The organism is Pseudomonas sp. A-RE-19 (assembly GCF_019956555.1).
GTDB lineage: Bacteria > Pseudomonadota > Gammaproteobacteria > Pseudomonadales > Pseudomonadaceae > Aquipseudomonas.
Genome location: NZ_JAHBDQ010000044.1, coordinates 98,017 through 117,233 on the forward strand (window position 1 = coordinate 98,017; position 19,217 = coordinate 117,233).

General features: G+C 59.8%; 22 protein-coding genes. 13 read left to right on the plus strand and 9 right to left on the minus strand.

All coding sequences use genetic code 11. The annotated features are described in order from the left end of the window. The first annotated feature begins 132 nt into the window (after window positions 1–132). The 9 genes from KGB14_RS22165 (at window position 133) to KGB14_RS22205 (ending at window position 9,033) form a co-directional block, all read left to right on the plus strand. A complete protein-coding gene (locus tag KGB14_RS22165) occupies window positions 133–993 on the plus strand; it encodes a sugar phosphate isomerase/epimerase family protein (protein WP_223488824.1) in 861 nt (286 codons plus the stop codon). A gap of 108 nt (window positions 994–1,101) precedes the next feature. Further along, window positions 1,102–2,154 (plus strand): Gfo/Idh/MocA family oxidoreductase, encoded by a 1,053-nt coding sequence (locus tag KGB14_RS22170; RefSeq protein WP_223488825.1) that lies wholly within the window; start codon window positions 1,102–1,104, stop codon window positions 2,152–2,154. Window positions 2,155–2,298: 144 nt separating this feature from the next. After that, entirely contained in the window at window positions 2,299–2,469 is a 171-nt protein-coding gene (locus KGB14_RS22175) for a hypothetical protein (RefSeq protein WP_223488826.1), read from the plus strand. 52 nt (window positions 2,470–2,521) lie between these two features. Next, window positions 2,522–3,448 carry a sugar ABC transporter substrate-binding protein gene (locus KGB14_RS22180; RefSeq protein ID WP_223488827.1) on the plus strand — a complete coding sequence of 309 codons (927 nt, stop codon included), beginning with the start codon at window positions 2,522–2,524 and terminating at the stop codon, window positions 3,446–3,448. Window positions 3,449–3,517: 69 nt separating this feature from the next. Continuing rightward, on the plus strand, window positions 3,518–5,083 hold the full coding sequence (locus tag KGB14_RS22185; RefSeq protein ID WP_223488828.1) for a sugar ABC transporter ATP-binding protein: 1,566 nt from the start codon (window positions 3,518–3,520) through the stop codon (window positions 5,081–5,083). Window positions 5,084–5,140: 57 nt separating this feature from the next. Continuing rightward, window positions 5,141–6,163, plus strand: a complete 1,023-nt coding sequence (locus KGB14_RS22190) for an ABC transporter permease (RefSeq protein ID WP_223488829.1) — start codon at window positions 5,141–5,143, stop codon at window positions 6,161–6,163. Window positions 6,164–6,490: 327 nt separating this feature from the next. Continuing rightward, complete coding sequence (locus tag KGB14_RS22195) at window positions 6,491–6,895, plus strand: TraR/DksA family transcriptional regulator (RefSeq protein ID WP_223488830.1); 405 nt, start codon at window positions 6,491–6,493, stop codon at window positions 6,893–6,895. Window positions 6,896–7,483: 588 nt separating this feature from the next. Then, window positions 7,484–8,707 (plus strand): methyl-accepting chemotaxis protein, encoded by a 1,224-nt coding sequence (locus tag KGB14_RS22200; RefSeq protein ID WP_411740801.1) that lies wholly within the window; start codon window positions 7,484–7,486, stop codon window positions 8,705–8,707. Between the two features lie 122 nt (window positions 8,708–8,829). Further along, the gene (locus KGB14_RS22205; RefSeq protein WP_223488832.1) at window positions 8,830–9,033 is read left to right on the plus strand and encodes a hypothetical protein; all 204 of its coding nucleotides are present in this window, start codon (window positions 8,830–8,832) and stop codon (window positions 9,031–9,033) included. A gap of 8 nt (window positions 9,034–9,041) precedes the next feature. On the opposite strand, the gene KGB14_RS22210 is transcribed toward KGB14_RS22205, so the two are convergent. The 3 genes from KGB14_RS22210 to KGB14_RS22220 all read right to left on the minus strand — a co-directional run bounded on the left by KGB14_RS22210 (window position 9,042) and on the right by KGB14_RS22220 (window position 10,058). After that, on the minus strand, window positions 9,042–9,281 hold the full coding sequence (locus KGB14_RS22210) for a DUF2789 domain-containing protein (RefSeq protein ID WP_223488833.1): 240 nt from the start codon (window positions 9,279–9,281) through the stop codon (window positions 9,042–9,044). Between the two features lie 139 nt (window positions 9,282–9,420). Next, entirely contained in the window at window positions 9,421–9,651 is a 231-nt protein-coding gene (locus KGB14_RS22215) for a hypothetical protein (protein WP_223488834.1), read from the minus strand. A 158-nt stretch (window positions 9,652–9,809) separates the two neighbouring features. Beyond that, a complete protein-coding gene (locus tag KGB14_RS22220; RefSeq protein ID WP_223488835.1) occupies window positions 9,810–10,058 on the minus strand; it encodes a hypothetical protein in 249 nt (82 codons plus the stop codon). Between the two features lie 410 nt (window positions 10,059–10,468). Here KGB14_RS22220 and KGB14_RS22225 point away from each other — a divergent pair, with 410 nt between their 5' ends. From KGB14_RS22225 to KGB14_RS22240, 4 genes are all read left to right on the plus strand, one after another. After that, window positions 10,469–10,939, plus strand: a complete 471-nt coding sequence (locus tag KGB14_RS22225) for a hypothetical protein (protein WP_007907879.1) — start codon at window positions 10,469–10,471, stop codon at window positions 10,937–10,939. Then, a complete protein-coding gene (locus KGB14_RS22230; protein WP_223488836.1) occupies window positions 10,939–11,142 on the plus strand; it encodes a hypothetical protein in 204 nt (67 codons plus the stop codon). Before KGB14_RS22225 ends, KGB14_RS22230 begins: the two co-directional genes overlap by 1 nt. A 119-nt stretch (window positions 11,143–11,261) precedes the next feature. Next, window positions 11,262–12,278, plus strand: coding sequence for an ABC transporter substrate-binding protein (locus tag KGB14_RS22235; RefSeq protein ID WP_223488837.1), 1,017 nt, complete (start codon window positions 11,262–11,264; stop codon window positions 12,276–12,278). Window positions 12,279–12,521: 243 nt separating this feature from the next. Then, window positions 12,522–12,959 (plus strand): DUF3995 domain-containing protein, encoded by a 438-nt coding sequence (locus KGB14_RS22240; protein ID WP_223488838.1) that lies wholly within the window; start codon window positions 12,522–12,524, stop codon window positions 12,957–12,959. A gap of 102 nt (window positions 12,960–13,061) precedes the next feature. On the opposite strand, the gene KGB14_RS22245 is transcribed toward KGB14_RS22240, so the two are convergent. Genes KGB14_RS22245 through KGB14_RS22270 form a run of 6 tightly spaced genes read right to left on the minus strand, consistent with a single transcriptional unit; the run spans window position 13,062 to window position 19,137 of the window. Then, complete coding sequence (locus KGB14_RS22245) at window positions 13,062–13,424, minus strand: Na+/H+ antiporter subunit G (protein WP_223488839.1); 363 nt, start codon at window positions 13,422–13,424, stop codon at window positions 13,062–13,064. Then, complete coding sequence (locus KGB14_RS22250) at window positions 13,421–13,699, minus strand: K+/H+ antiporter subunit F (protein ID WP_223488840.1); 279 nt, start codon at window positions 13,697–13,699, stop codon at window positions 13,421–13,423. The genes KGB14_RS22245 and KGB14_RS22250 overlap by 4 nt, the downstream gene beginning before the upstream one ends. After that, window positions 13,696–14,184: a Na+/H+ antiporter subunit E gene (locus KGB14_RS22255; protein ID WP_223488841.1), complete on the minus strand. Its 489-nt coding sequence runs from the start codon at window positions 14,182–14,184 to the stop codon at window positions 13,696–13,698. Before KGB14_RS22255 ends, KGB14_RS22250 begins: the two co-directional genes overlap by 4 nt. After that, on the minus strand, window positions 14,181–15,866 hold the full coding sequence (locus KGB14_RS22260) for a monovalent cation/H+ antiporter subunit D (RefSeq protein WP_223488842.1): 1,686 nt from the start codon (window positions 15,864–15,866) through the stop codon (window positions 14,181–14,183). The genes KGB14_RS22255 and KGB14_RS22260 overlap by 4 nt, the downstream gene beginning before the upstream one ends. Then, the gene (locus KGB14_RS22265; RefSeq protein WP_007895429.1) at window positions 15,863–16,207 is read right to left on the minus strand and encodes a Na+/H+ antiporter subunit C; all 345 of its coding nucleotides are present in this window, start codon (window positions 16,205–16,207) and stop codon (window positions 15,863–15,865) included. Before KGB14_RS22265 ends, KGB14_RS22260 begins: the two co-directional genes overlap by 4 nt. Then, entirely contained in the window at window positions 16,207–19,137 is a 2,931-nt protein-coding gene (locus KGB14_RS22270; RefSeq protein WP_223488843.1) for a monovalent cation/H+ antiporter subunit A, read from the minus strand. The genes KGB14_RS22265 and KGB14_RS22270 overlap by 1 nt, the downstream gene beginning before the upstream one ends. Window positions 19,138–19,217: the final 80 nt, after the last annotated feature.

Genomic DNA, 19,217 nt, shown 5'->3' on the forward strand with positions numbered 1-19,217 from the left:
TCCCCTGTGGGAGCGAGCCTGCTCGCGATTGCGATCTGACAGTCACATTGATGTTGGATGTGCTGTCGTCATCGCGAGCAGGCTCGCTCCCACAGGAGTGGTAAGGCTAAGGACCTGATCAAGGAGAAAAACATGCGCATCGCACTCGACCCCTACATGTACCGCAGCCTGTCCCTGGGCAAGATGGTCGACAAGGTCGCCGAGCTCGGTTACGAACACATCGAGCTGTCACCCCGGGAAGATTTCTTGCCCTTCTATAAAGCCCCGCGAGTCGACAAGGCGCGGATCAAGGAATTTCGCAAAGCCTTGAGCGACACCGGGGTCAAACTCTCTTCCTTATTACCGATGTACCACTGGGCCGCCGCCGATGAAGGTTTGCGTGTGGCCGCCGTGCGCAACTGGAAGCGGGCGATCCAGATTGCCGTGGAGATGGACTGCGAACTGGTCAACACCGAGTTCACCGGCCAGTCGGACAACCCGCTGGTGTGCGAGAACCAGTTCATGCGCTCCATGGACGAGTTGATCCCCGAGTTCGAACGCGAAGGCATCAAGCTCGATATTCAGGCCCATCCTTATGATTTCTGCGAGCGCAATAACGAGTCGGTGGACATCATTCGCGGGCTGGACCGGGACTGGATCAACTACCTCTACGCCGCGCCACACACGTTTTTCTACGACGATGGCCAGGGTGACATCGCCTCGATGCTCAAGTACGCCGGGTCGAAACTGAGCCACCTGATCATCGCCGACACTTACAACCACAAGGCTTCCTCGGGCTTGCGCTACATCGTCAACCCGCCGGGCGTCACCGCCACCGTGCACCAGCATCTGGACATCGGCCAGGGCGAGGTCGACTGGGACGCGTTTTTCGGCACCTTGCGCGAGATCAAGTTCGATGGCATCGCCACTGTCTCGGTGTTCGCCTGGGAAGACCGGCCGGACGAGTCCAACCGGATGATGCTCGAACGCGTCACCCGAGAACTCTGCCAATAACCCTATCCCTGTAGGAGCGAGGCTTGCCCGCGAAGAGGCCCTCAAGATCGCTAAAAGCTTCGCGGGCAAGCCTCGCTCCTACGGATCATGCGAACACAGGAATCAATGATGCGTATCGGACTTGTCGGTTACGGCCATGGCGGCCGGTTTTTCCATGCTCCGCTGATCAGCAGTTTGCCGGCGGCGAGCTTTGTGGGCGTGGTCACCCGATCCGCCGAGCGCCGGCAATTGCTGGCCACGGAACACCCTGGCGTGCCGGCCTTCGACAGCATTGGCCAACTGGTCGAAGCCGGGGTCGATGTGCTGGTGGTGTCCACGCCGCTCAAAGGTCGCCCGGCGCTGGTGCTCGACGCCATCGAACACGGGGTGGCGGTGGTCAGCGACAAACCGTTCGCCGCCGATGCGCAACAGGCGCAAACCCTGATCACCATGGCCGAGCGTCAGGGCGTGCAACTGAGCGTCTACCAGAACCGGCGCTGGGACTCGGACTTTCTCACCGTGCGCAAACTCATCGAGTCCGGTGCGCTGGGCCAGATCACCCGTTTCGAATCGCGGATCGAGCGCTATTCGCCACAGTCGGTGAACAACGGCAGCGGTGGCGGTTTCCTGCGCGATCTGGGCAGCCATCTGGTGGATCAGGCGCTGCTGTTGTTCGGTCCCGTCACCCGTGTTTATGCCGAACTGGAATACCTTGAAAAAGGCCAGGTCTTCGACAATGGCTTCTTCATGGCCCTGACCCATGCCAGCGGCGTGACCTCGCACTTGGGCGGCAGTTGCCTGCAAAACACACCCGGCCCGCGTTTTCGCGTGACGGGCACCCAAGGCTGTTACAGCGTCGAGGGGCTGGACGGGCAGGAAGCGTCGACCCTCGCCGGGCTTACGCCGAAATCCGAAGGCGAGCGCTGGGGTGTCGAAGAGCACCGGCGCTGGGGCTGGTTCGAGCAGGGCGAAGTGCGGGAGCGGGTGCCGTCCGAGCGTGGCTGCTGGAACCAGTTCTATTTGCAGCTACAAACCGCGTTGCAGAGCGGTGGCCCACTGCCGGTCGATGCCCATGATGCACTGGCGACCACCCGCGTGCTAGACGCTGCGCGACTCAGCTTCGAGCGGCATCAAGTGGTGGCGTTGAGCCCATTTGAGAGCCATGGAACAAAATCAGAATAAAATTCTAAAATGAGTTGATATAGAAATTATTTTCCAATAAAGTCATTTCCAGGTTGCCGACTATCAACGTCCGATCACGCTCAAGCAGGCCTTGAACGGGTGAAGGACGCACCAAAAACAAGAAACAAAAGCCAGGTACCGTCGATGAAAACCTTCAACTCTGCTTTGCATGCTTTACGTTGCGCGCTGCACCTCTCTCGCGACTTGCCTCGCGTCTCGTTTCATTCCTTCTTTCGTTTGCTTTGCGTCGAACGCAAGGGCGCCCTGGTCTGCGGTATTCCGGGTGCGCCGATTGTCCGCTTGCCCGTTCACTGAAATCGTCACGCCTTATCCATAAAACCAACAAGAATGTGGAGAAAGACTTTTCATGAAGACCAACATCCGTTTCGCCTCGCTGGCCTTGTCCCTGATGTTCGCCAGCGGCGCCGCACTCGCTGACATGAAGATCGGCGTCAGCATGTCGCAGTTCGATGACACCTGGCTGACCTACCTGCGCGAATCCATGGACACAAAAGCCAAGTCCTATCCCGATGGCGTCAAGCTGCAGTTCGAAGACGCGCGCAGCGACGTGGTCAAGCAACTGAGCCAGGTAGAAAGCTTCATCAGTCAGAAGGTCGACGCCATTGTGGTCAATCCGGTGGATACCGCCGCCACCAAAAAAATCACTGAAGCAGCGGTCAAGGCCGGTATTCCGCTGGTGTACGTCAATCGTCGTCCCGATGACCTGAACCTGCCCAAAGGCGTGGTCACTGTCGCCTCCAACGATCTGGAGGCCGGCCAGATGCAGATGCAGTACCTGGCCGACAAGATGGGCGGCAAGGGCGACATCGTGATTCTGCTGGGTGACCTCGCGAACAACTCCACCACCAACCGCACCAAGGGCGTCAAAGAGGTGCTGACCAAGTACCCGAACATCAAGATCGAGCAAGAGCAGTCCGGCACCTGGTCGCGGGACAAGGGCATGACCCTGGTCAACGACTGGCTGACCCAGGGCCGCAAATTCGACGCAGTGGTCTCTAACAACGACGAGATGGCGATTGGCGCGGCAATGGCCCTGCAACAGGCTGGCGTTGCCAAAGGCAGTGTGCTGATCGCCGGTGTCGACGGTACGCCCGACGGTTTGAACGCGGTGAAGAAGGGCTCTCTGCTGGTCTCGGTGTTCCAGGATGCCAAGGGTCAGGCGGACGGTTCGATCGACACGGCGGTGAAAATGGCCAGGAACGAACCGGTTGAACAGGCCGTGTGGGTGCCATATCGTCTGATCACGCTGCAAAACGTCGACACCTTCAAATAGCCCGTCCGTTCGATAACAACAATAAGCACGCAAGGTTGCAACGCGACCTTGCTGATGGAGGACCTGATCATGTTCGCTTCAGCGACTGCTTCGAGCACCCCGTTTATGGGTGTCCAGCCAACCGCAACACCTGTCGATGAGCCGTACCTGCTGGAGATCATCAACGTCAGCAAGGGTTTTCCCGGTGTGGTGGCCTTGTCCGACGTACAGCTTCGGGTGCGCCCCGGTTCCGTGCTGGCACTGATGGGCGAGAACGGCGCAGGCAAGTCGACCCTGATGAAAATCATTGCCGGCATCTACCAGCCGGACGCTGGCGAGCTGCGCCTGCGGGGCAAACCGGTGGTCTTCGAAACACCCCTGGCTGCGCTCCAGGCCGGGATCGCGATGATCCATCAGGAACTCAACCTGATGCCGCACATGAGCATCGCCGAGAACATCTGGATCGGCCGTGAACAGCTCAACGGTCTGCACATGATCGACCACCGCGAGATGCACCGTTGCACGGCGCAATTGCTGGAGCGTCTGCGGATCAACCTCGACCCGGAAGAGCAGGTGGGTAACCTGAGCATCGCCGAACGGCAGATGGTCGAGATTGCCAAGGCGGTGTCCTACGACTCCGACATCCTGATCATGGACGAACCGACTTCGGCCATCACCGATAAGGAAGTCGCGCACCTGTTCTCGATCATTGCCGACCTCAAGAGCCAGGGCAAAGGCATCATCTACATCACTCACAAAATGAACGAAGTGTTCAACATCGCCGATGAAGTGGCGGTGTTCCGTGACGGCGCCTACATCGGCTTGCAACGGGCCGACAGCATGGACGGCGACAGCCTGATTTCGATGATGGTCGGCCGCGAGCTGAGCCAGTTGTTCCCGGTGCGCGAAAAGCCGATCGGCGACCTGTTGCTGTCGGTACGCGACCTCAAGCTGGACGGCATTTTCAAGGGCGTCTCTTTCGATCTGCATGCCGGTGAGATTCTTGGCATCGCCGGGTTGATGGGTTCGGGGCGAACCAATGTCGCCGAAGCGATTTTCGGCATCACGCCAAGCGACGGCGGTGAAATCCGCCTCGACGGCGAGGTAGTGCGCATCAGCGATCCGCACATGGCGATCGAGAAGGGCTTCGCGCTGTTGACTGAAGATCGCAAGCTCAGTGGCCTGTTCCCGTGCCTGTCGGTGCTGGAGAACATGGAAATGGCGGTATTACCGCATTACGTCGGCAACGGCTTCATCCAGCAGAAAGCCCTGCGCGTGTTGTGTGAAGACATGTGCAAGAAGCTGCGGGTGAAAACCCCGTCGCTGGAGCAATGCATCGACACGCTGTCCGGCGGTAATCAGCAGAAGGCCTTGCTGGCGCGCTGGCTGATGACCAATCCACGCATCCTGATTCTCGACGAGCCGACCCGGGGCATCGATGTCGGCGCCAAGGCCGAGATCTACCGGCTTATTTCCTACCTCGCCAGCGAAGGCATGGCGGTGATCATGATTTCCTCGGAGCTGCCGGAAGTGCTGGGCATGAGCGACCGGGTCATGGTCATGCACGAGGGCGACCTGATGGGCACCCTCGACCGCAGCGAAGCGACCCAGGAACGGGTCATGCAACTGGCCTCGGGCATGTCCGCGGTTCACTAATGGATGCCGGCGGTGGCCATGGCCTCCGTCGACGACGCTATAGAAGGGTGAGTGGTTATGAACGCGATACTGGAAAACAAGCCTGCCGTGGCACCGGTCAAGAGTCGCCGGCGCTTTCCGACCGAGTTGAGCATCTTCCTGGTGCTGATCGGCATTGGCCTGGTCTTCGAAATGTTCGGCTGGATCGTGCGGGACCAGAGCTTCCTGATGAACTCTCAGCGCCTGGTGCTGATGATCCTGCAAGTGTCGATCATCGGCCTGCTGGCGATCGGGGTGACCCAGGTCATCATCACCACCGGTATCGACCTGTCCTCCGGTTCGGTGCTGGCGCTGTCGGCAATGATAGCCGCCAGCCTGGCCCAGACCTCGGACTTTGCCCGGGCAGTGTTTCCGTCCCTGACGGACTTGCCGGTGTGGATTCCGGTGATCGCCGGGCTTGGGGTGGGATTGCTGGCGGGGGCGATCAACGGCAGCATCATTGCGATCACCGGGATTCCGCCGTTCATTGCCACCCTCGGCATGATGGTCTCGGCTCGCGGCCTGGCGCGCTACTACACCGAAGGTCAGCCGGTGAGCATGCTCTCGGATTCCTACACGGCCATCGGACATGGCGCGATGCCGGTGATTATCTTTCTGGTGGTGGCGGTGATTTTTCACATCGCCCTGCGTTACACCAAGTACGGCAAGTACACCTACGCCATCGGCGGCAACATGCAAGCGGCGCGCACCTCCGGCATCAACGTCAAGCGGCATCTGGTGATCGTCTACAGCATCGCCGGGTTGCTTGCAGGCCTGGCGGGCGTGGTGGCGTCGGCGCGGGCCGCGACCGGGCAGGCCGGGATGGGCATGTCTTATGAGCTGGACGCGATTGCCGCGGCGGTCATCGGCGGCACCAGCCTGGCCGGTGGCGTGGGGCGGATCACCGGTACCGTGATCGGCGCATTGATCCTCGGGGTCATGGCCAGCGGCTTTACCTTTGTCGGTGTTGATGCTTATATTCAAGACATCATCAAGGGGCTGATTATTGTGGTGGCGGTGGTCATCGACCAATACCGCAACAAGCGCAAACTCAAGCGCTGAAGCCGGAAGAAACACGAAAATGCGCCACGCCTGACCCGCGTGGCGCAGCCGTTTGTCTTCTATATGCCGCCGCTTGATTGAATTTCTTGCTATAAACGCACTCCGATGACCACCTCAAAGCCTGCCATAGAGCACTTTCGGGGCTTTGTCGGACAGATTCGCTGTCTTTTCAGTTGCTGAGGCTTCAAGTCGGCCTTAGACTGCCGCCCCTCGTAAATTGAGTGCCGGGTGGCGCTTGGAATAAACGGCGCCTTTCCAATGACCGACTCAGGTTCAGCGGAACGCTCCCTAATTCGCCTTAATGCACGTTTTTTTATAGAGATATCAATGACAAAGGACAAGTTGCTGGCCATGCCGGCGGATGACTACATGAATGCCGAGCAACTGGCTTATTTCACCAAGCTGTTGCAAGCGATGAAAGTCGAAACCCACGAGCGCATCGAGCAGAATCGCATCGCCATCGAGAGCCTGGATACCCCGGCCGATCCGGCTGACGCGGCTTCCGTCGAAGAAGAGCGCACCTGGCTGGTGAACGCGATCGATCGCGACCAGCGCATGCTGCCTCAACTGGAACAGGCCCTGGAACGCATCAAGGAAGACAGCTTTGGCTGGTGCGACGACAGCGGCGAGGCCATTGGCCTGAAACGCCTGCTGATCAGCCCGACCACCAAATACTGCATCGAAGCTCAAGAGCGTCACGAGCAGATCGACAAGCACCAGCGTCAGGCCTGATTCAGTAGCGCCCCCATCGCGGGCAAGCCTCGCTCCTACGGATATCTGTAGGAGCGAGGCTTGCCCGTGAAGCTTTTTGTCGTCCGAAAAATCCCACGCATTTCTATTGATCTGCTGCAACGCCCACTACTAATGGACCATAGATAATGGCTTTGTAGTGGCGTTTAATGCGATCACAACAATTAGAAGACGCGTGGGGTGACGAAGATGACGAGAGACGGATCTCTGGTTCAGGCTGTGCCTGCTCCAGTGCTGTTACCGAAAACCCGCTGGCTGACGCCGACCTTGCAAAGCATCGCCCTGATGCTATTGCTGTGCGGCATGGCATTGGCGGGCTGGTCGCTTTACCTTGGCCTGCCCCTGGCCGTGGTGATTATCTGGCTGCCGCGCCTGCGCTCGCGCACCGCCCCTGAGGCCGCCCCCACGGACAGCACCAGCGCCATCGCCACGTTGACCCGCGATCTTTCCTACACCACCAGTCACAACGCCTTATCGGCCGCCGGCGTGGCCTACTCGGTCAAGCAACTGGCGGACAAACTGCAATCGCAGCTCGACGCCGCCGCGCAGATTGTCAGCAGTGCTGAAGTGATGATCACCACCGAACACGCCACGTCGAAACTCAGCCGGGAAGCCTTGAGTGCGGCCAGTGAGGCTCATCAGAGCAGCGCGGCAGGGTGCACGGAACTGATCGAGTCCATTGCGCGCATGCATCAACTCAGTCAGCGTGCCAGTAGCAGTCGCGAGCTGATCGAAGCCCTGAGCCTGCGCAGTGACGATATCCAGCGGGTAACGCTGGTGATCCAGTCCATCGCCAGCCAGACCAACTTGTTGGCGCTGAACGCGGCCATCGAAGCGGCCCGGGCCGGGGAGCACGGTCGCGGGTTTGCGGTGGTGGCCGATGAAGTCCGCGGTCTGGCCGCGCGCACGGCGACGGCGACCGGTGAAGTCGGGGAGATGGTCGCGGACATCCAGCAACGCACGGCGCAAGTGGTGGAGCAGATTCGTCAACTGGCCAGCGATCTGAATACCGGTGTCGCGCAGGTCGAGCACACCGGTCAGCACTTGGAAAACATCGCGCGCCTGGCCGCCGGCGTCGAAAGGCAGGTCGGGGAAATCGCTCAGGGTGCGGACACCAATCGCGAACAGCTCGACAGCCTGTTCCACGCCATCGAACAGATGCGCAGTGACCTGGCGATCAGCGACCAGCAAACCCAGCGTCTGGCCCGGGCGGCGGTGCAAATGGAGGGGCAGGCCGAAACCATCAGCGAACGTCTTGCCGAAGTCGGGCTGGATGACTATCACCAACGGATTTACGACCTGGCCCGCGAAGGCGCGAGTCAGATTGCGGCGCGTTTCGAAGCGGATATCGACCAGGGCCGGATCAGCCTCGATGACCTGTTTGATCGCAATTACCAGGCGATCCCCAACACCAGCCCGGCCAAATACCAGACCCGTTTCGATCGCTACACCGATCAGGTACTGCCGGCGATTCAGGAACCTTTGCTGCCGCGTCATGAAGGCCTGGTGTTCGCCATCGCCTGCACGCAGCAGGGTTATGTGCCGACCCACAACACCGTGTTCAGTCAGCCGCTGACCGGTGATGTACAGGTCGATACCTTGCAAAATCGCACCAAGCGCAAGTTCGCCGACCGCACCGGGATCCGCTGCGGCAGCCATCAGCAGGCCGTATTGTTGCAGACTTATACTCGCGACACCGGTGAACTGATGCACGACCTCTCGGTACCGATCATGCTCAAGGGCCGGCATTGGGGTGGGTTGCGCTTGGGCTACAAACCGGAAAGTCCTCGCTGACAGCTCCGGCAATTGTTACCGGTTACGCAATGAAGCTGTGCACGGCCATTGCTGTTTCCTCACGGGTGAACTCATTAACATGCCTACATAGTTAGGTCGCTAATGAAATTCGAGAGGTGAGCATGCACAGTAAAGTCGATGTCGCGGTCATGATTGGCAGCGGAGTGCCCGCCAGTTTGCGTGCGATGGGGCAGAGCGTCTGTTGGGTCGTGCTGCTCAACGGTGAGCGCCGGGGGACGGCGTTCTCCAGTCGCCATGAAGCTGAAGAGTGCAGGGCTGCCTGGTTGGCGCAGTTGAACGCCGAAATGACCGACAGCCTGCATTGAATCCCGGGCTAGTGGATCTGGTGCATACGCAGGTTCAGGTCGTCGACCACATGCGCCCAATCGGCGTCTTCACGCAGTTGTTCCTTGAGAAAGCCGGCTTGTTGCGGGGTCCAGAACTCGGCATCGATGAGTTTTTTGTCGTCAGCCAAGGGTGAATGGCTGGCAATGAAATCGTCGATGGCCTTCTCGCTGGAGTCCAGGCCGAGCTGGTCGAACAAGCCTTTCAAATCATGAATGGGTGAATCCATCTTCATCTCCTTGCTGATCATCCGTCGCGTCGAGTGCGAGATCCGAGGTGCGGCTTCATTGCATCCGAGGGAGCCGCGCTTCAGGCGTTCGATAGCGATATTCAAAAGCAGGGATGAGCATAGACTGCAAATTCGATGATCAGGCTTTCAATGCCCCTTCATCGACGGCAAGCTTCAGGGCTTTGGCAGCTTCCTGGGCGGCAATGGCTGCGACATCTACGGTCTTGAACCAGCGATCCTTTTCGACCTGGTGATACGTCACCGTGGTCAATGGCGGTTTGGCGCGCATGATAATGACTGCCTGGAATTCGCCTTCGACCTCTCTGGCTTCGCCCCGGATAAAAAATTCACCGATATCAAATTCCGTCACGTAGCAGTCTTCCCTTGGAAATAGTCTGTTGTGTTGAGCGCCGTCCGCCCTGGGGACGGGTTTCATTGGTCGGGCAGTATGGCAGTAGTTGCCTGCCGGCGGCTGAGTTAAGTCGCCGGCGTGACGAAACGTCTATAGCAGTGAATGCGGCAGGTGCCTCAACTGCCTGCCTCGAGTGAACGGGCAAGGGCGCAGGCTTCGTTATGACTGCCGCGGAAACCTCTTACACGTCCGGTGGATATTTCCCTGATGTGGAAAAAGGCGTTGCCGGCCAATACCACCTGAAAACGTGGGAGTAGAGGCTCTTCAGGTAGGAAGTCCTGCTGGCCGAGCACCATCGAATGCAGAGGTGACGAGCCATTTGTGTGCTGTGTGTGAGGCTGGGCAAAGTGAGTCAGTGTGCACATATGAAGTCCTTTTCGTGGTTTTACCGACGTGTGTCCGTCGTTTTGGGTAGTCTCAGTGAGCATCGCTGCTCTAGAATCGTCATCACTGGTTGACGATTGGTGTTCATCTAAAGCAATTTTTTACTGGCGATATGTCGGAAAAGTGCTTTTTTTAAAGAGATTTTTCCCTAAAGTTGGTAATCCGGTTTTCTCTGGCCGTCAGAAGGGAGTTTTCCTTCAACATCTGACGACCGCCAGGCAAGACGACGTGAGGGATGTTCCAGTAATCTTCTCAATCCTCGCGATGAATGGGCCCTCTGCTCATTCCAGGATTCGACCCGGGTCATTTGGCTACACCTCGGCATTGCCGCTTTTTTCTGCTGTGCGCGTTTCCCGCGTATGGCGTCATTTTCAGATGTGGGGATGTTTCCTTGGCAGTAAGTAATCTCGATATGCATGCTTTGTTCGTACTGGGTGATTTGCGCGCAAAGCTGGTTAAACAGTTTCAGTCACGTTTCGTCTACATCACCGAACAGAACGCCGAAGGCATTTACATTGCCGAACTCGACACTGAATCAGCGCTGGTAGTGGATGACAAACCAGGGCTTAAACTCAAGGTCGGCGATCATTTCAGCGCCTCGGTATTACCCAGTCGCGAAGGCGGCAAGCTGGACATCAAGTTCCGCGAAATCAAACTGACGGTATATGGGCTGGGTGACTACGCGTTCGTGACCACCGCGGACGGCCACGGCATTGTGTTCAAGGAAGGTCATAGCGTGGTGATGGTGTTCGCGGCCCATCAACAATTGCAGGAAGGCCTGACCAAAACACTGAAGGCCGTGACCGCCAAGGCCGCCAAATGGCGTAAAGGTGAACTGGTGACCTTCAAGGCCAGCGAGTAATGACCCTGACCCGCGCCGATTTCCACGAACAGAACCAGGCCAGTGCCCACGCCGAGGCGCAGCGCTTGTTGGCTCAAAAGGCCGTTCTGCAGGGATCCTGGCTGAGTTGGGTGGCGTCACAGATCTACATGTTGCGTCCGGCGGCGTACGCCAGCATGGTCAGAAGAGAGCTTGCGCGCTTGCAGGAACATTCCGAAAATTAATCCTCGCCCCTCGAAAGCAGGAACCTCTACTACAGTCAGATGACTGAGTGTTCAGAGGCTTGCGGTCTTCTTTGTCAGGCCATCCTGCTATTGCTGTGAACAGCACGAGGTGCAGAAGCATGAAAGGATTTCGACGGTTACTGGCCGCCACTCTGGCCACGTTCGGCTTGTTGGCTTCACCCGTTCCGGTATTCGCGGCCCAGGCGCCGATTCATTTCGCCGATCTGAACTGGGAAAGCGGCAGCCTGATCACCGATATCCTGCGGATCATCGTCGAGAAGGGCTACGGGTTGCCGACCGACACCCTGCCGGGGACGACCATTACCCTGGAGACCGCACTGGCCAACAACGACATTCAGGTCATTGGCGAAGAATGGGCCGGTCGCAGTCCGGTCTGGGTCAAGGCTGAGGCCGAGGGCAAAGTCGCGAGCCTGGGCGATACGGTCAAGGGCGCCACCGAAGGCTGGTGGGTGCCGGAGTACGTGATCAAGGGTGACCCGGCCAAGGGCATCAAGGCGATGGCACCGGACCTGCGCAGTGTCAGCGATCTGCCACGCTACAAGGACGTGTTCAAAGACCCGGAAACCCCGGGCAAGGGGCGCTTCCTCAACAGCCCGATCGGCTGGACGTCGGAAGTGGTCAACAAACAGAAGCTCAAGGCGTATGGGCTGAACGACAGCTACGTGAACTTTCGCAGTGGTTCGGGGGCGGCGCTGGACGCAGAGATCACTTCGTCGATTCGGCGCGGCAAACCGGTTCTGTTCTATTACTGGTCACCGACGCCGCTGCTCGGCCATTTCAAGCTGATTCAGCTGCAAGAGCCACCCTTCGACGCCGAAGCCTGGAAAACCCTGACCGACGCCGACAACCCCAATCCGAAACCGACTCGCTCACTGCCCTCGAAGCTGTCCATTGGCGTGTCCGCGCCTTTTCAGAAGCAGTATCCGCAGATTGTCGAGTTCTTCAGCAAGGTCGATTTGCCGATCGAAGCGTTGAACAAGGCCCTGGCTGACATGAGCGAAAAACACACCCCGCCACGTCAAGCGGCGCAGGCGTTCATGAAGGCGCACCCGGACGTGTGGCAGGCTTGGGTGCCGAAGGATGTGGCGGACAAGGTGTCTGCCGCCCTGAAATAAACCGATTCATGAACACCCGGAAATTCTCGGGTGTACATAAAACCCGTAGGAGCTGGCGCAGGCTGCGATCTTTTGACTTTGCTTCTGAAAAACAAGATCAAAAGATTGCAGCCTGCGGCAGCTCCTACCGGGGGGCGCTTCCAACCGCGTTTGCAGCCGAGCTACTGTTAGAAAGCGAATACCCTTACAAAAACGCGCAAGGAAGTTCATCCTGCTGCAACATTTCACGCTGGATGTCTGAATATGAGCCTTTTGGTCGCGCAATGGATTGCTGCAATCTTTCTATGTATCAGCCTTTTACACCTGTATTGGGCGGCGGGTGGCAAGTGGGGCAGCGAGGTATCGGTGCCACGAGTGCCCGGGGAGGGCGGCGAGGAGTCAAAGCCTGCATTCAATCCGTCGGGCTATGCCACGTTGCTGGTGGCGGTAGGTTTGCTGCTGATCGCGATGCTGGTGTGTCTGCGGGTCGGGCTGTATCTGCCCACGGTGCATCACTGGTCTTTGCAATGGGTGATCAGCGCGATCGCAATGCTGATGTTCGCCCGGGCGATCGGCGATTCGAACCTGGTGGGGTTCTTCAAGCAGGTCAAGGATTCGAGGTTTGCCCGGCTGGATACGTGGGCGTATTCGCCGTTGTGTGTGGTGTTGGGTGCGGGGTTGTTGGCAGTGGCCTGGATCTGAAAAGCTTCGCGGACAAGCCTCGCTCCTACAGATCATGCGCAGACCTTGTAGGAGCGAGGCTTGCCCGCGAAGAGGCGCCGCCAAACAACACAAATCCCTGAACTAACTCTCGCTTCCTGTGCGCCGGCTACTCACCTCAGCCGGCACATCATCCCCCGCCATGCGCTTGCGAAACAACGCCGCCCGGGCCAGCAGCAGCGTGGTCACCGGCACGGTGATGGACAGCAGAATCGGGATCAGCCAGGCATGCAACACTGGCGCCGAGTTGAGCGCCGAAAAGTAAATGATCGAGGCCAATGCCACGCACCACGCGCCCAGTGTCGAGGCCAGTGCCGGCGGGTGCATGCGCTGGAAATAATCCTTCATCCGCAGCAGCCCTACCGCGCCGATCAGCGCAAACAGACTGCTGAGCACCAGCAGAATCGCCACCGGTATTTCCACCCACAGAGACAGTTCGGCGCTCATTCGATCACCTCGCCGCGCAGCAGGAATTTGGCCAGGGCAAACGAGCCGACGAAGCCGAACAGGGCGATCAGCAGCGCCGCCTCGAAGTAAGTGTCACTGGCATAACGAATGCCCAGCGCGAGCATCATCAGCATGGCGACGATGTACAGGTAATCCAGGGCCAGAACCCGATCCTGGGCCGACGGCCCCTTGAACAGCCTGATCAGGGTCAGAATCATCGCCACCGAAAAAATGAACAGGCTCAGCAGGATCGCGTTCGACAGTAATTCGCTCATTCGAAGATCTCCATCAAGGGGCGCTCGTAGGTCGTCTTGAAGTGCTGGATGAATGGGCCTTCGTCATCCAGATCGAAAACGTGCAGCAACAGAATGCTGCGATCCAGTGCCAGCTCCGACCAGACCGTGCCGGGGATTACCGTGCAGATCATCGACAGCGCCGCCAGGCCGTTGGCGTCGCGCAAGTCCAGCGGCACCTTGATGAACCGTGAGCGAGGTGCACGACGGTCCGCGTTGAGCACGCCCCAGGCCACCGCGAGGTTGGACACAAGTACGTCGCGCCCGACCAGCAAGAACAAACGCAGGATCACCCCGGGGCGACGAATGCGGATCGGCAGCGGCCGCAGCTTGCGCATCATCAACGGCGCGCAGAACCCCAGCATGGCGCCCAGCAGCAAATTGCCGGGGCTCATCGACAGATTCAACACCAGCCACAGCAGCCACAACGCCAGTGACAACCACGGTGCGGGAAACAGACGCTTCATGGTTGCACCTCCAGCCGTGCGGCCTTCGCTTCCGGGCTCGGAATCGCACGGGTGCCAAGCACCGCCATCACGTATTGCTGAGGGTTATTCAACGTCTGCGCAGCCGCTTGGGTGTAGCGCAGCAGCGGTTCCGCCTTGAACGTCAGCGCAATACTCAAGCCCAGTAGTACGACGATCGGCACGCATTCCAAGCGCCGCAGCAAGGGTGACGGCCGCTCTTGCGGGGTCCAGAAACGCTGGATGCCCACACGCGAGAAAGCGATCAGCGAAGCCAGCCCGGACAGGATCAACAGGGCGAGCAACCCCCACGCGCCGTTCGACACCGGTACGTCGCCGCCATGACCCAGACCCAGCGGATTGAGCAGGGCGCTGAGCAGGCTGAGTTTGCCGATAAACCCGGAAAGCGGTGGCATGCCGATGATCAGCAGGGCGCAGGCGATGAAGCTCAGGCCAAGGAAGGCCATGGTCCAGGGGATCACCTGACCGACCACGGCTTTGCGGTCGTCATCGAGGTTGATGCCCTTGGGTGGCTGCAAGGATTCCAGAGGCCGTGGAAGCAGCTCGCCGTCATCGAACAGCGGCATTTCGTTGGCTGAACGCGAACGCTCGATCAACTCGGCCAGCAGGAACAGCGCGCTCAGGGCCAGGGTCGAGCTGACCAGATAGAACAGCGCCGCGCCGATGAGGTTCGGTTGGGCGAAACCGATGGCCGACAACAGAATGCCTGCCGACACCAGAATACTCAGGCTGGCCATGCGTTCCAGGCGTTGCGCGGCAAGAATCGCCACGGCAGCACAGACGATAGTCGCCATGCCGCCGTAGATCAGCCAGTCGCCACCGAAGTATGCCGACGCACCGGCCTGCCCGGAGAACAGCAGCGTCCACAAGCGGAGCAAGGTGTAGACGCCGACCTTGGTCATGATCGCGAACATCGCTGCCACCGGTGCGCTGGCCGCGGAATAGGCTGGCACCAGCCAGAAATTCAGCGGCCACATCCCGGCCTTGGCCAGGAAGGCTATCGCCAGAATCGCCGCGCCGGCATGCAGCAAGCCGCGATCGGCTTCCGGCACCAACGGGATTTTCAGCGCCAGGTCGGCCATGTTCAGCGTACCGGTGACGCCATAGATCAACGCCGCGCCAATCAGGAACAGCGACGACGCCAGCAGGTTGATCGAGATGTAATGCAGCCCCGACGACACCCGCGCCCGGCCCGAACCGTGCAGCATCAGCCCGTAAGAGGCGGCCAGCAACACTTCAAAAAACACGAACAGGTTGAACAGGTCCGCCGTCAGGAAGGCGCCGTACAGGCCCATCAACTGAATCTGGAACAGCGCGTGGAAACTCGAACCGGCGCCGTCCCATCGGGCCATGGCGAACAGCAACGCGCTGACGCCGATGATCCCGGTCAGCACCAGCATCAGTGCCGACAGACGATCGACCACCAGCACAATACCGAACGGCACCTGCCAGTTGCCCGGCAGGTACACACCGATGGAGCCGGGCACGCCGGTGGTTTGCGTCCATTGCAGCAGCATCACGGCAATGCCCAGCCCCAGCAGGCTGGAGAACAGGTTGATTTTGGCCTTTAACGGGCGGTGTTTCTCGCCCAGCATCAGCATCACGGCGGCGGTCAGCAGCGGTAGCAAAATCGGGGCGGCAATCAGGTGCGCCATCGGATTCATTCTTTAGGCTCCCGGCCATCCACATGGTCGGTACCGGTCAGGCCCCGGGAAGCGAGCAGCACCACCAGGAACAGCGCGGTCATGGCGAAGCTGATGACGATCGCAGTCAGCACCAGTGCTTGCGGCAGCGGGTCGGTGTAGTGCAGCAAATCCTGAGGCACGCCGTCCTTGATGTTCGGCTCCTTGCCGATGAACAGGCTGCCCATGCTGAAGATGAACAGATTGACGCCGTAAGACAGCAGGCACAGGCCCATGACCACCTGGAACGTTCGGGGTCGCAGCAGCAGCCACACGCCGGACGCGGCCAGCACACCGATGGCGATTGCGATGACTTCTTCCATCAGATGGCTCCTTGCGTGGCAGCCGCTTTGGCCAGGGGCTTGGGTTGTGCGCTGGTTTTATGACCACGTACCGATTGGTGGGCGAGGGCGGTCAGGATCAACAGGGTCGAACCGACCACTACGGCGTAAACACCGATGTCGAAGAACAGCGCGCTGGCGATGTGAATATCCCCCAGCACCGGTAATTCGAAATGCCAGGTGTGAGTGGTCAGGAATGGATAGCCGACCACCATCGCCCCGAGCCCGGTGACCGTGGCGACCAGCAGTCCGGTACCCATCCAGCGCAGCGGTCGCAGGCTCATTTGCGCCTCGACCCACTGGGTGCCGGCGACCATGTATTGCAGGATGAACGCCACCGACATCACCAGGCCTGCGACGAAACCGCCACCGGGTTGATTGTGGCCGCGCATGAACAGATAGACCGACACCACAAGCGCAATCGGCAACAGCAGACGGACCAGCACCGCTGGCACCATCATGAAACCGAGCGCGGTGTCGCTGGCGTGACGCGGGTTGACCAGATCGGTGACCACGTCGGGCGCCAGCAAGCGCTGTTGGGCTGGCAGCTGCAGGCTTTCTTTCGGTGGACGGAAGCGTCGCAGCAGGGCGAACACGGCCAGGGCCACGGCCACCAGCACGGTGATTTCGCCGAGGGTGTCGAAGCCACGGAAGTCCACCAGCATCACGTTGACCACGTTGCTGCCGCCGCCTTCGGGCAGGGCGCGACTGAGGTAGAACGAGGAAATGTCGTTGGGCGTCTGGCGGGTCAGCATCGCGTAGGACAGCAGCGCCATGCCGCCACCGACCACCGTCGATAGCAGCAAGTCGCGAACCCTTCGTACCCGCGCCTTGCGCAGGCTGCTCGGTAATGGCGACACTTCTTCGATCCGACGAGGTAGCCAGCGCAGGCCGAGGAGGATCAGCACCATGGTCACCACCTCGACCACCAGTTGCGTCAGGGCCAGATCCGGCGCCGAGAACCAGACGAAGGTCACGCAGGTCATCAGGCCGCAGACGCTGACCATGGTCAGGGCCGCGAGCCGGTGATACTTGGCTTGCCACGCCGCGCCAAGGGCGCAGGCAATCGCCAGCAGCCAGAGGATCACGAACACGATCGAGCCCTGGATTTTCGGCCTTTCGCCCCAACTCAGGCTGCTGTGCAGCATCGGGATCAACCCGGCCAGCACCGCGGCGAGGACGACCAGAAACAGTTGGGTTTGCAGGCGCCGGGTACTGATCCGCCGCTCCAGACGACGGGCCAGGCGCATCATGATCACCAGCCCGCGCTCGAACAGGCGCTTGCCATTGAAACGGCTGATCAGCGGCGGGGAGTTGAAGCGTCCGCGCTTGAGCTGATTGCGCAGCAGCAGATAGAGCGTGATGCCGCCGGACATGGCGATCAGGCTCATGATCATCGGCGCGTTCCACCCGTGCCAGATCGCCAGGCTGTACTCGGGCAGCGTGCCGCCCACCACCGGCAATGCCGCCGCCGCGAGCAACGGACCAACCACTTGAGCGGGAAAAATCCCCACCACCAGGCAGGTGAACACCAGCAATTCCACTGGCGCGCGCATCCAGCGTGGCGGCTCGTGCGGGGTGTGCGGCAGGTCGGTGGCGGTCGGGCCGAAGAACACGTCGACGGTGAAGCGCAGGGAATAAGCCACGCTGAACGTCCCGGCGATGGTCGCAACGATGGGCAGAGTCATCTCGATCCAGGCCGTCGCGTTGATGAACACCGTTTCGGCGAAGAACATCTCTTTCGACAGGAAACCGTTGAGCAGCGGCACGCCAGCCATGGAGGCGCTGGCGACCATGGCCAGGGTGGCGGTGAACGGGATCAGTTTGATCAGGCCGCTGAGCTTGCGAATGTCCCGGGTGCCACTTTCGTGGTCGATGATCCCGGCGGCCATGAACAGCGAGGCCTTGAACGTAGCGTGGTTGAGAATGTGGAACACCGCGGCCACGGCAGCCAGCGGACTGTTCAGCCCAAGCAGCAGGGTGATCAGCCCCAGGTGGCTGATGGTCGAGTAGGCCAGCAGGCCCTTGAGGTCATTCTGGAACATCGCGCAGTAAGCGCCGAGCAACAGGGTGCAAGCCCCGGCTCCGCCGACGATGTAGAACCATTCTTCGCTACCCGAGAGCGATGGCCACAGGCGTGCGAGCAGGAAAACACCGGCCTTGACCATGGTTGCCGAGTGCAGATACGCCGAAACCGGTGTCGGTGCCGCCATGGCGTGGGGTAGCCAGAAGTGGAAGGGGAACTGCGCACTTTTGCTCAAGGCGCCGATCAGGATCAGGGGCAAGAGGATGGGGTAAAGGGCATGGGCGCGAATCAGATCGCCGGCGGCCAGGACCTTATCCAGGTCATAGCTGCCGACCACATGGCCGAGCAGCATGACCCCCGCCAGCAAACACAAGCCACCGGCGCCGGTGACCATCAACGCCATATAGGCGCCACGTCGCGCATCGGCGCGGTGGTGCCAGTAGCCGATCAACAGGAATGAGAAGAGGCTGGTCAGCTCCCAGAAAAACACCATCTGGATCAGGTTTCCGGAGATCACCAGCCCCAGCATGGCGCCCATGAACGCCAGAAAAAACGCGAAGAAGCGCGGCACCGGATCGTCCGGTGACATGTAATAACGGGCGTACAGAGAAACCAGTGTGCCGATGCCCAGCACCAGCAGCGAGAACAGCCAGGCGAAACCGTCCATGCGCAGGACGAAGTTCAGGCCAAGGCTCGGTAGCCAGAAGAATTCTTCGCGGATCACGCCGCCATGGGCGATTTGCGGGTACAAGAGGGCGACCTGGACGGTGCCGATCAGGGCCACCAAGCCAGCCAACAGCGATTCGGTATTACGCGCGTTGTGCGGCAGCAAGGCTGCCAGACAGCTGCCGATAAAAGGCAGAAGCAGTAGAACTATCAGAGACATAGGCTTCTAATCTGCGGAAGTTTGTGAAGCATCATACGTGCCAGCTCCCGGATCACCAAACGCCAAGCTGTCGCAGAATC

Coding starts and splice junctions, on each gene's coding strand:
- KGB14_RS22210 (WP_223488833.1), bottom strand. CDS start 9,281: ATGGATTCACCCATTCATGATTTGAAAGGCTTGTTCGACCAGCTCGGC.
- KGB14_RS22200 (WP_411740801.1), top strand. CDS start 7,484: ATGATCACCACCGAACACGCCACGTCGAAACTCAGCCGGGAAGCCTTG.
- KGB14_RS22190 (WP_223488829.1), top strand. CDS start 5,141: ATGAACGCGATACTGGAAAACAAGCCTGCCGTGGCACCGGTCAAGAGT.
- KGB14_RS22270 (WP_223488843.1), bottom strand. CDS start 19,137: ATGTCTCTGATAGTTCTACTGCTTCTGCCTTTTATCGGCAGCTGTCTG.
- KGB14_RS22205 (WP_223488832.1), top strand. CDS start 8,830: ATGCACAGTAAAGTCGATGTCGCGGTCATGATTGGCAGCGGAGTGCCC.
- KGB14_RS22255 (WP_223488841.1), bottom strand. CDS start 14,184: ATGAAGCGTCTGTTTCCCGCACCGTGGTTGTCACTGGCGTTGTGGCTG.
- KGB14_RS22250 (WP_223488840.1), bottom strand. CDS start 13,699: ATGAGCGAATTACTGTCGAACGCGATCCTGCTGAGCCTGTTCATTTTT.
- KGB14_RS22235 (WP_223488837.1), top strand. CDS start 11,262: ATGAAAGGATTTCGACGGTTACTGGCCGCCACTCTGGCCACGTTCGGC.
- KGB14_RS22220 (WP_223488835.1), bottom strand. CDS start 10,058: ATGTGCACACTGACTCACTTTGCCCAGCCTCACACACAGCACACAAAT.
- KGB14_RS22230 (WP_223488836.1), top strand. CDS start 10,939: ATGACCCTGACCCGCGCCGATTTCCACGAACAGAACCAGGCCAGTGCC.
- KGB14_RS22180 (WP_223488827.1), top strand. CDS start 2,522: ATGAAGACCAACATCCGTTTCGCCTCGCTGGCCTTGTCCCTGATGTTC.
- KGB14_RS22245 (WP_223488839.1), bottom strand. CDS start 13,424: ATGAGCGCCGAACTGTCTCTGTGGGTGGAAATACCGGTGGCGATTCTG.
- KGB14_RS22240 (WP_223488838.1), top strand. CDS start 12,522: ATGAGCCTTTTGGTCGCGCAATGGATTGCTGCAATCTTTCTATGTATC.
- KGB14_RS22260 (WP_223488842.1), bottom strand. CDS start 15,866: ATGAATCCGATGGCGCACCTGATTGCCGCCCCGATTTTGCTACCGCTG.
- KGB14_RS22175 (WP_223488826.1), top strand. CDS start 2,299: ATGAAAACCTTCAACTCTGCTTTGCATGCTTTACGTTGCGCGCTGCAC.
- KGB14_RS22195 (WP_223488830.1), top strand. CDS start 6,491: ATGACAAAGGACAAGTTGCTGGCCATGCCGGCGGATGACTACATGAAT.
- KGB14_RS22170 (WP_223488825.1), top strand. CDS start 1,102: ATGCGTATCGGACTTGTCGGTTACGGCCATGGCGGCCGGTTTTTCCAT.
- KGB14_RS22165 (WP_223488824.1), top strand. CDS start 133: ATGCGCATCGCACTCGACCCCTACATGTACCGCAGCCTGTCCCTGGGC.
- KGB14_RS22185 (WP_223488828.1), top strand. CDS start 3,518: ATGTTCGCTTCAGCGACTGCTTCGAGCACCCCGTTTATGGGTGTCCAG.
- KGB14_RS22265 (WP_007895429.1), bottom strand. CDS start 16,207: ATGGAAGAAGTCATCGCAATCGCCATCGGTGTGCTGGCCGCGTCCGGC.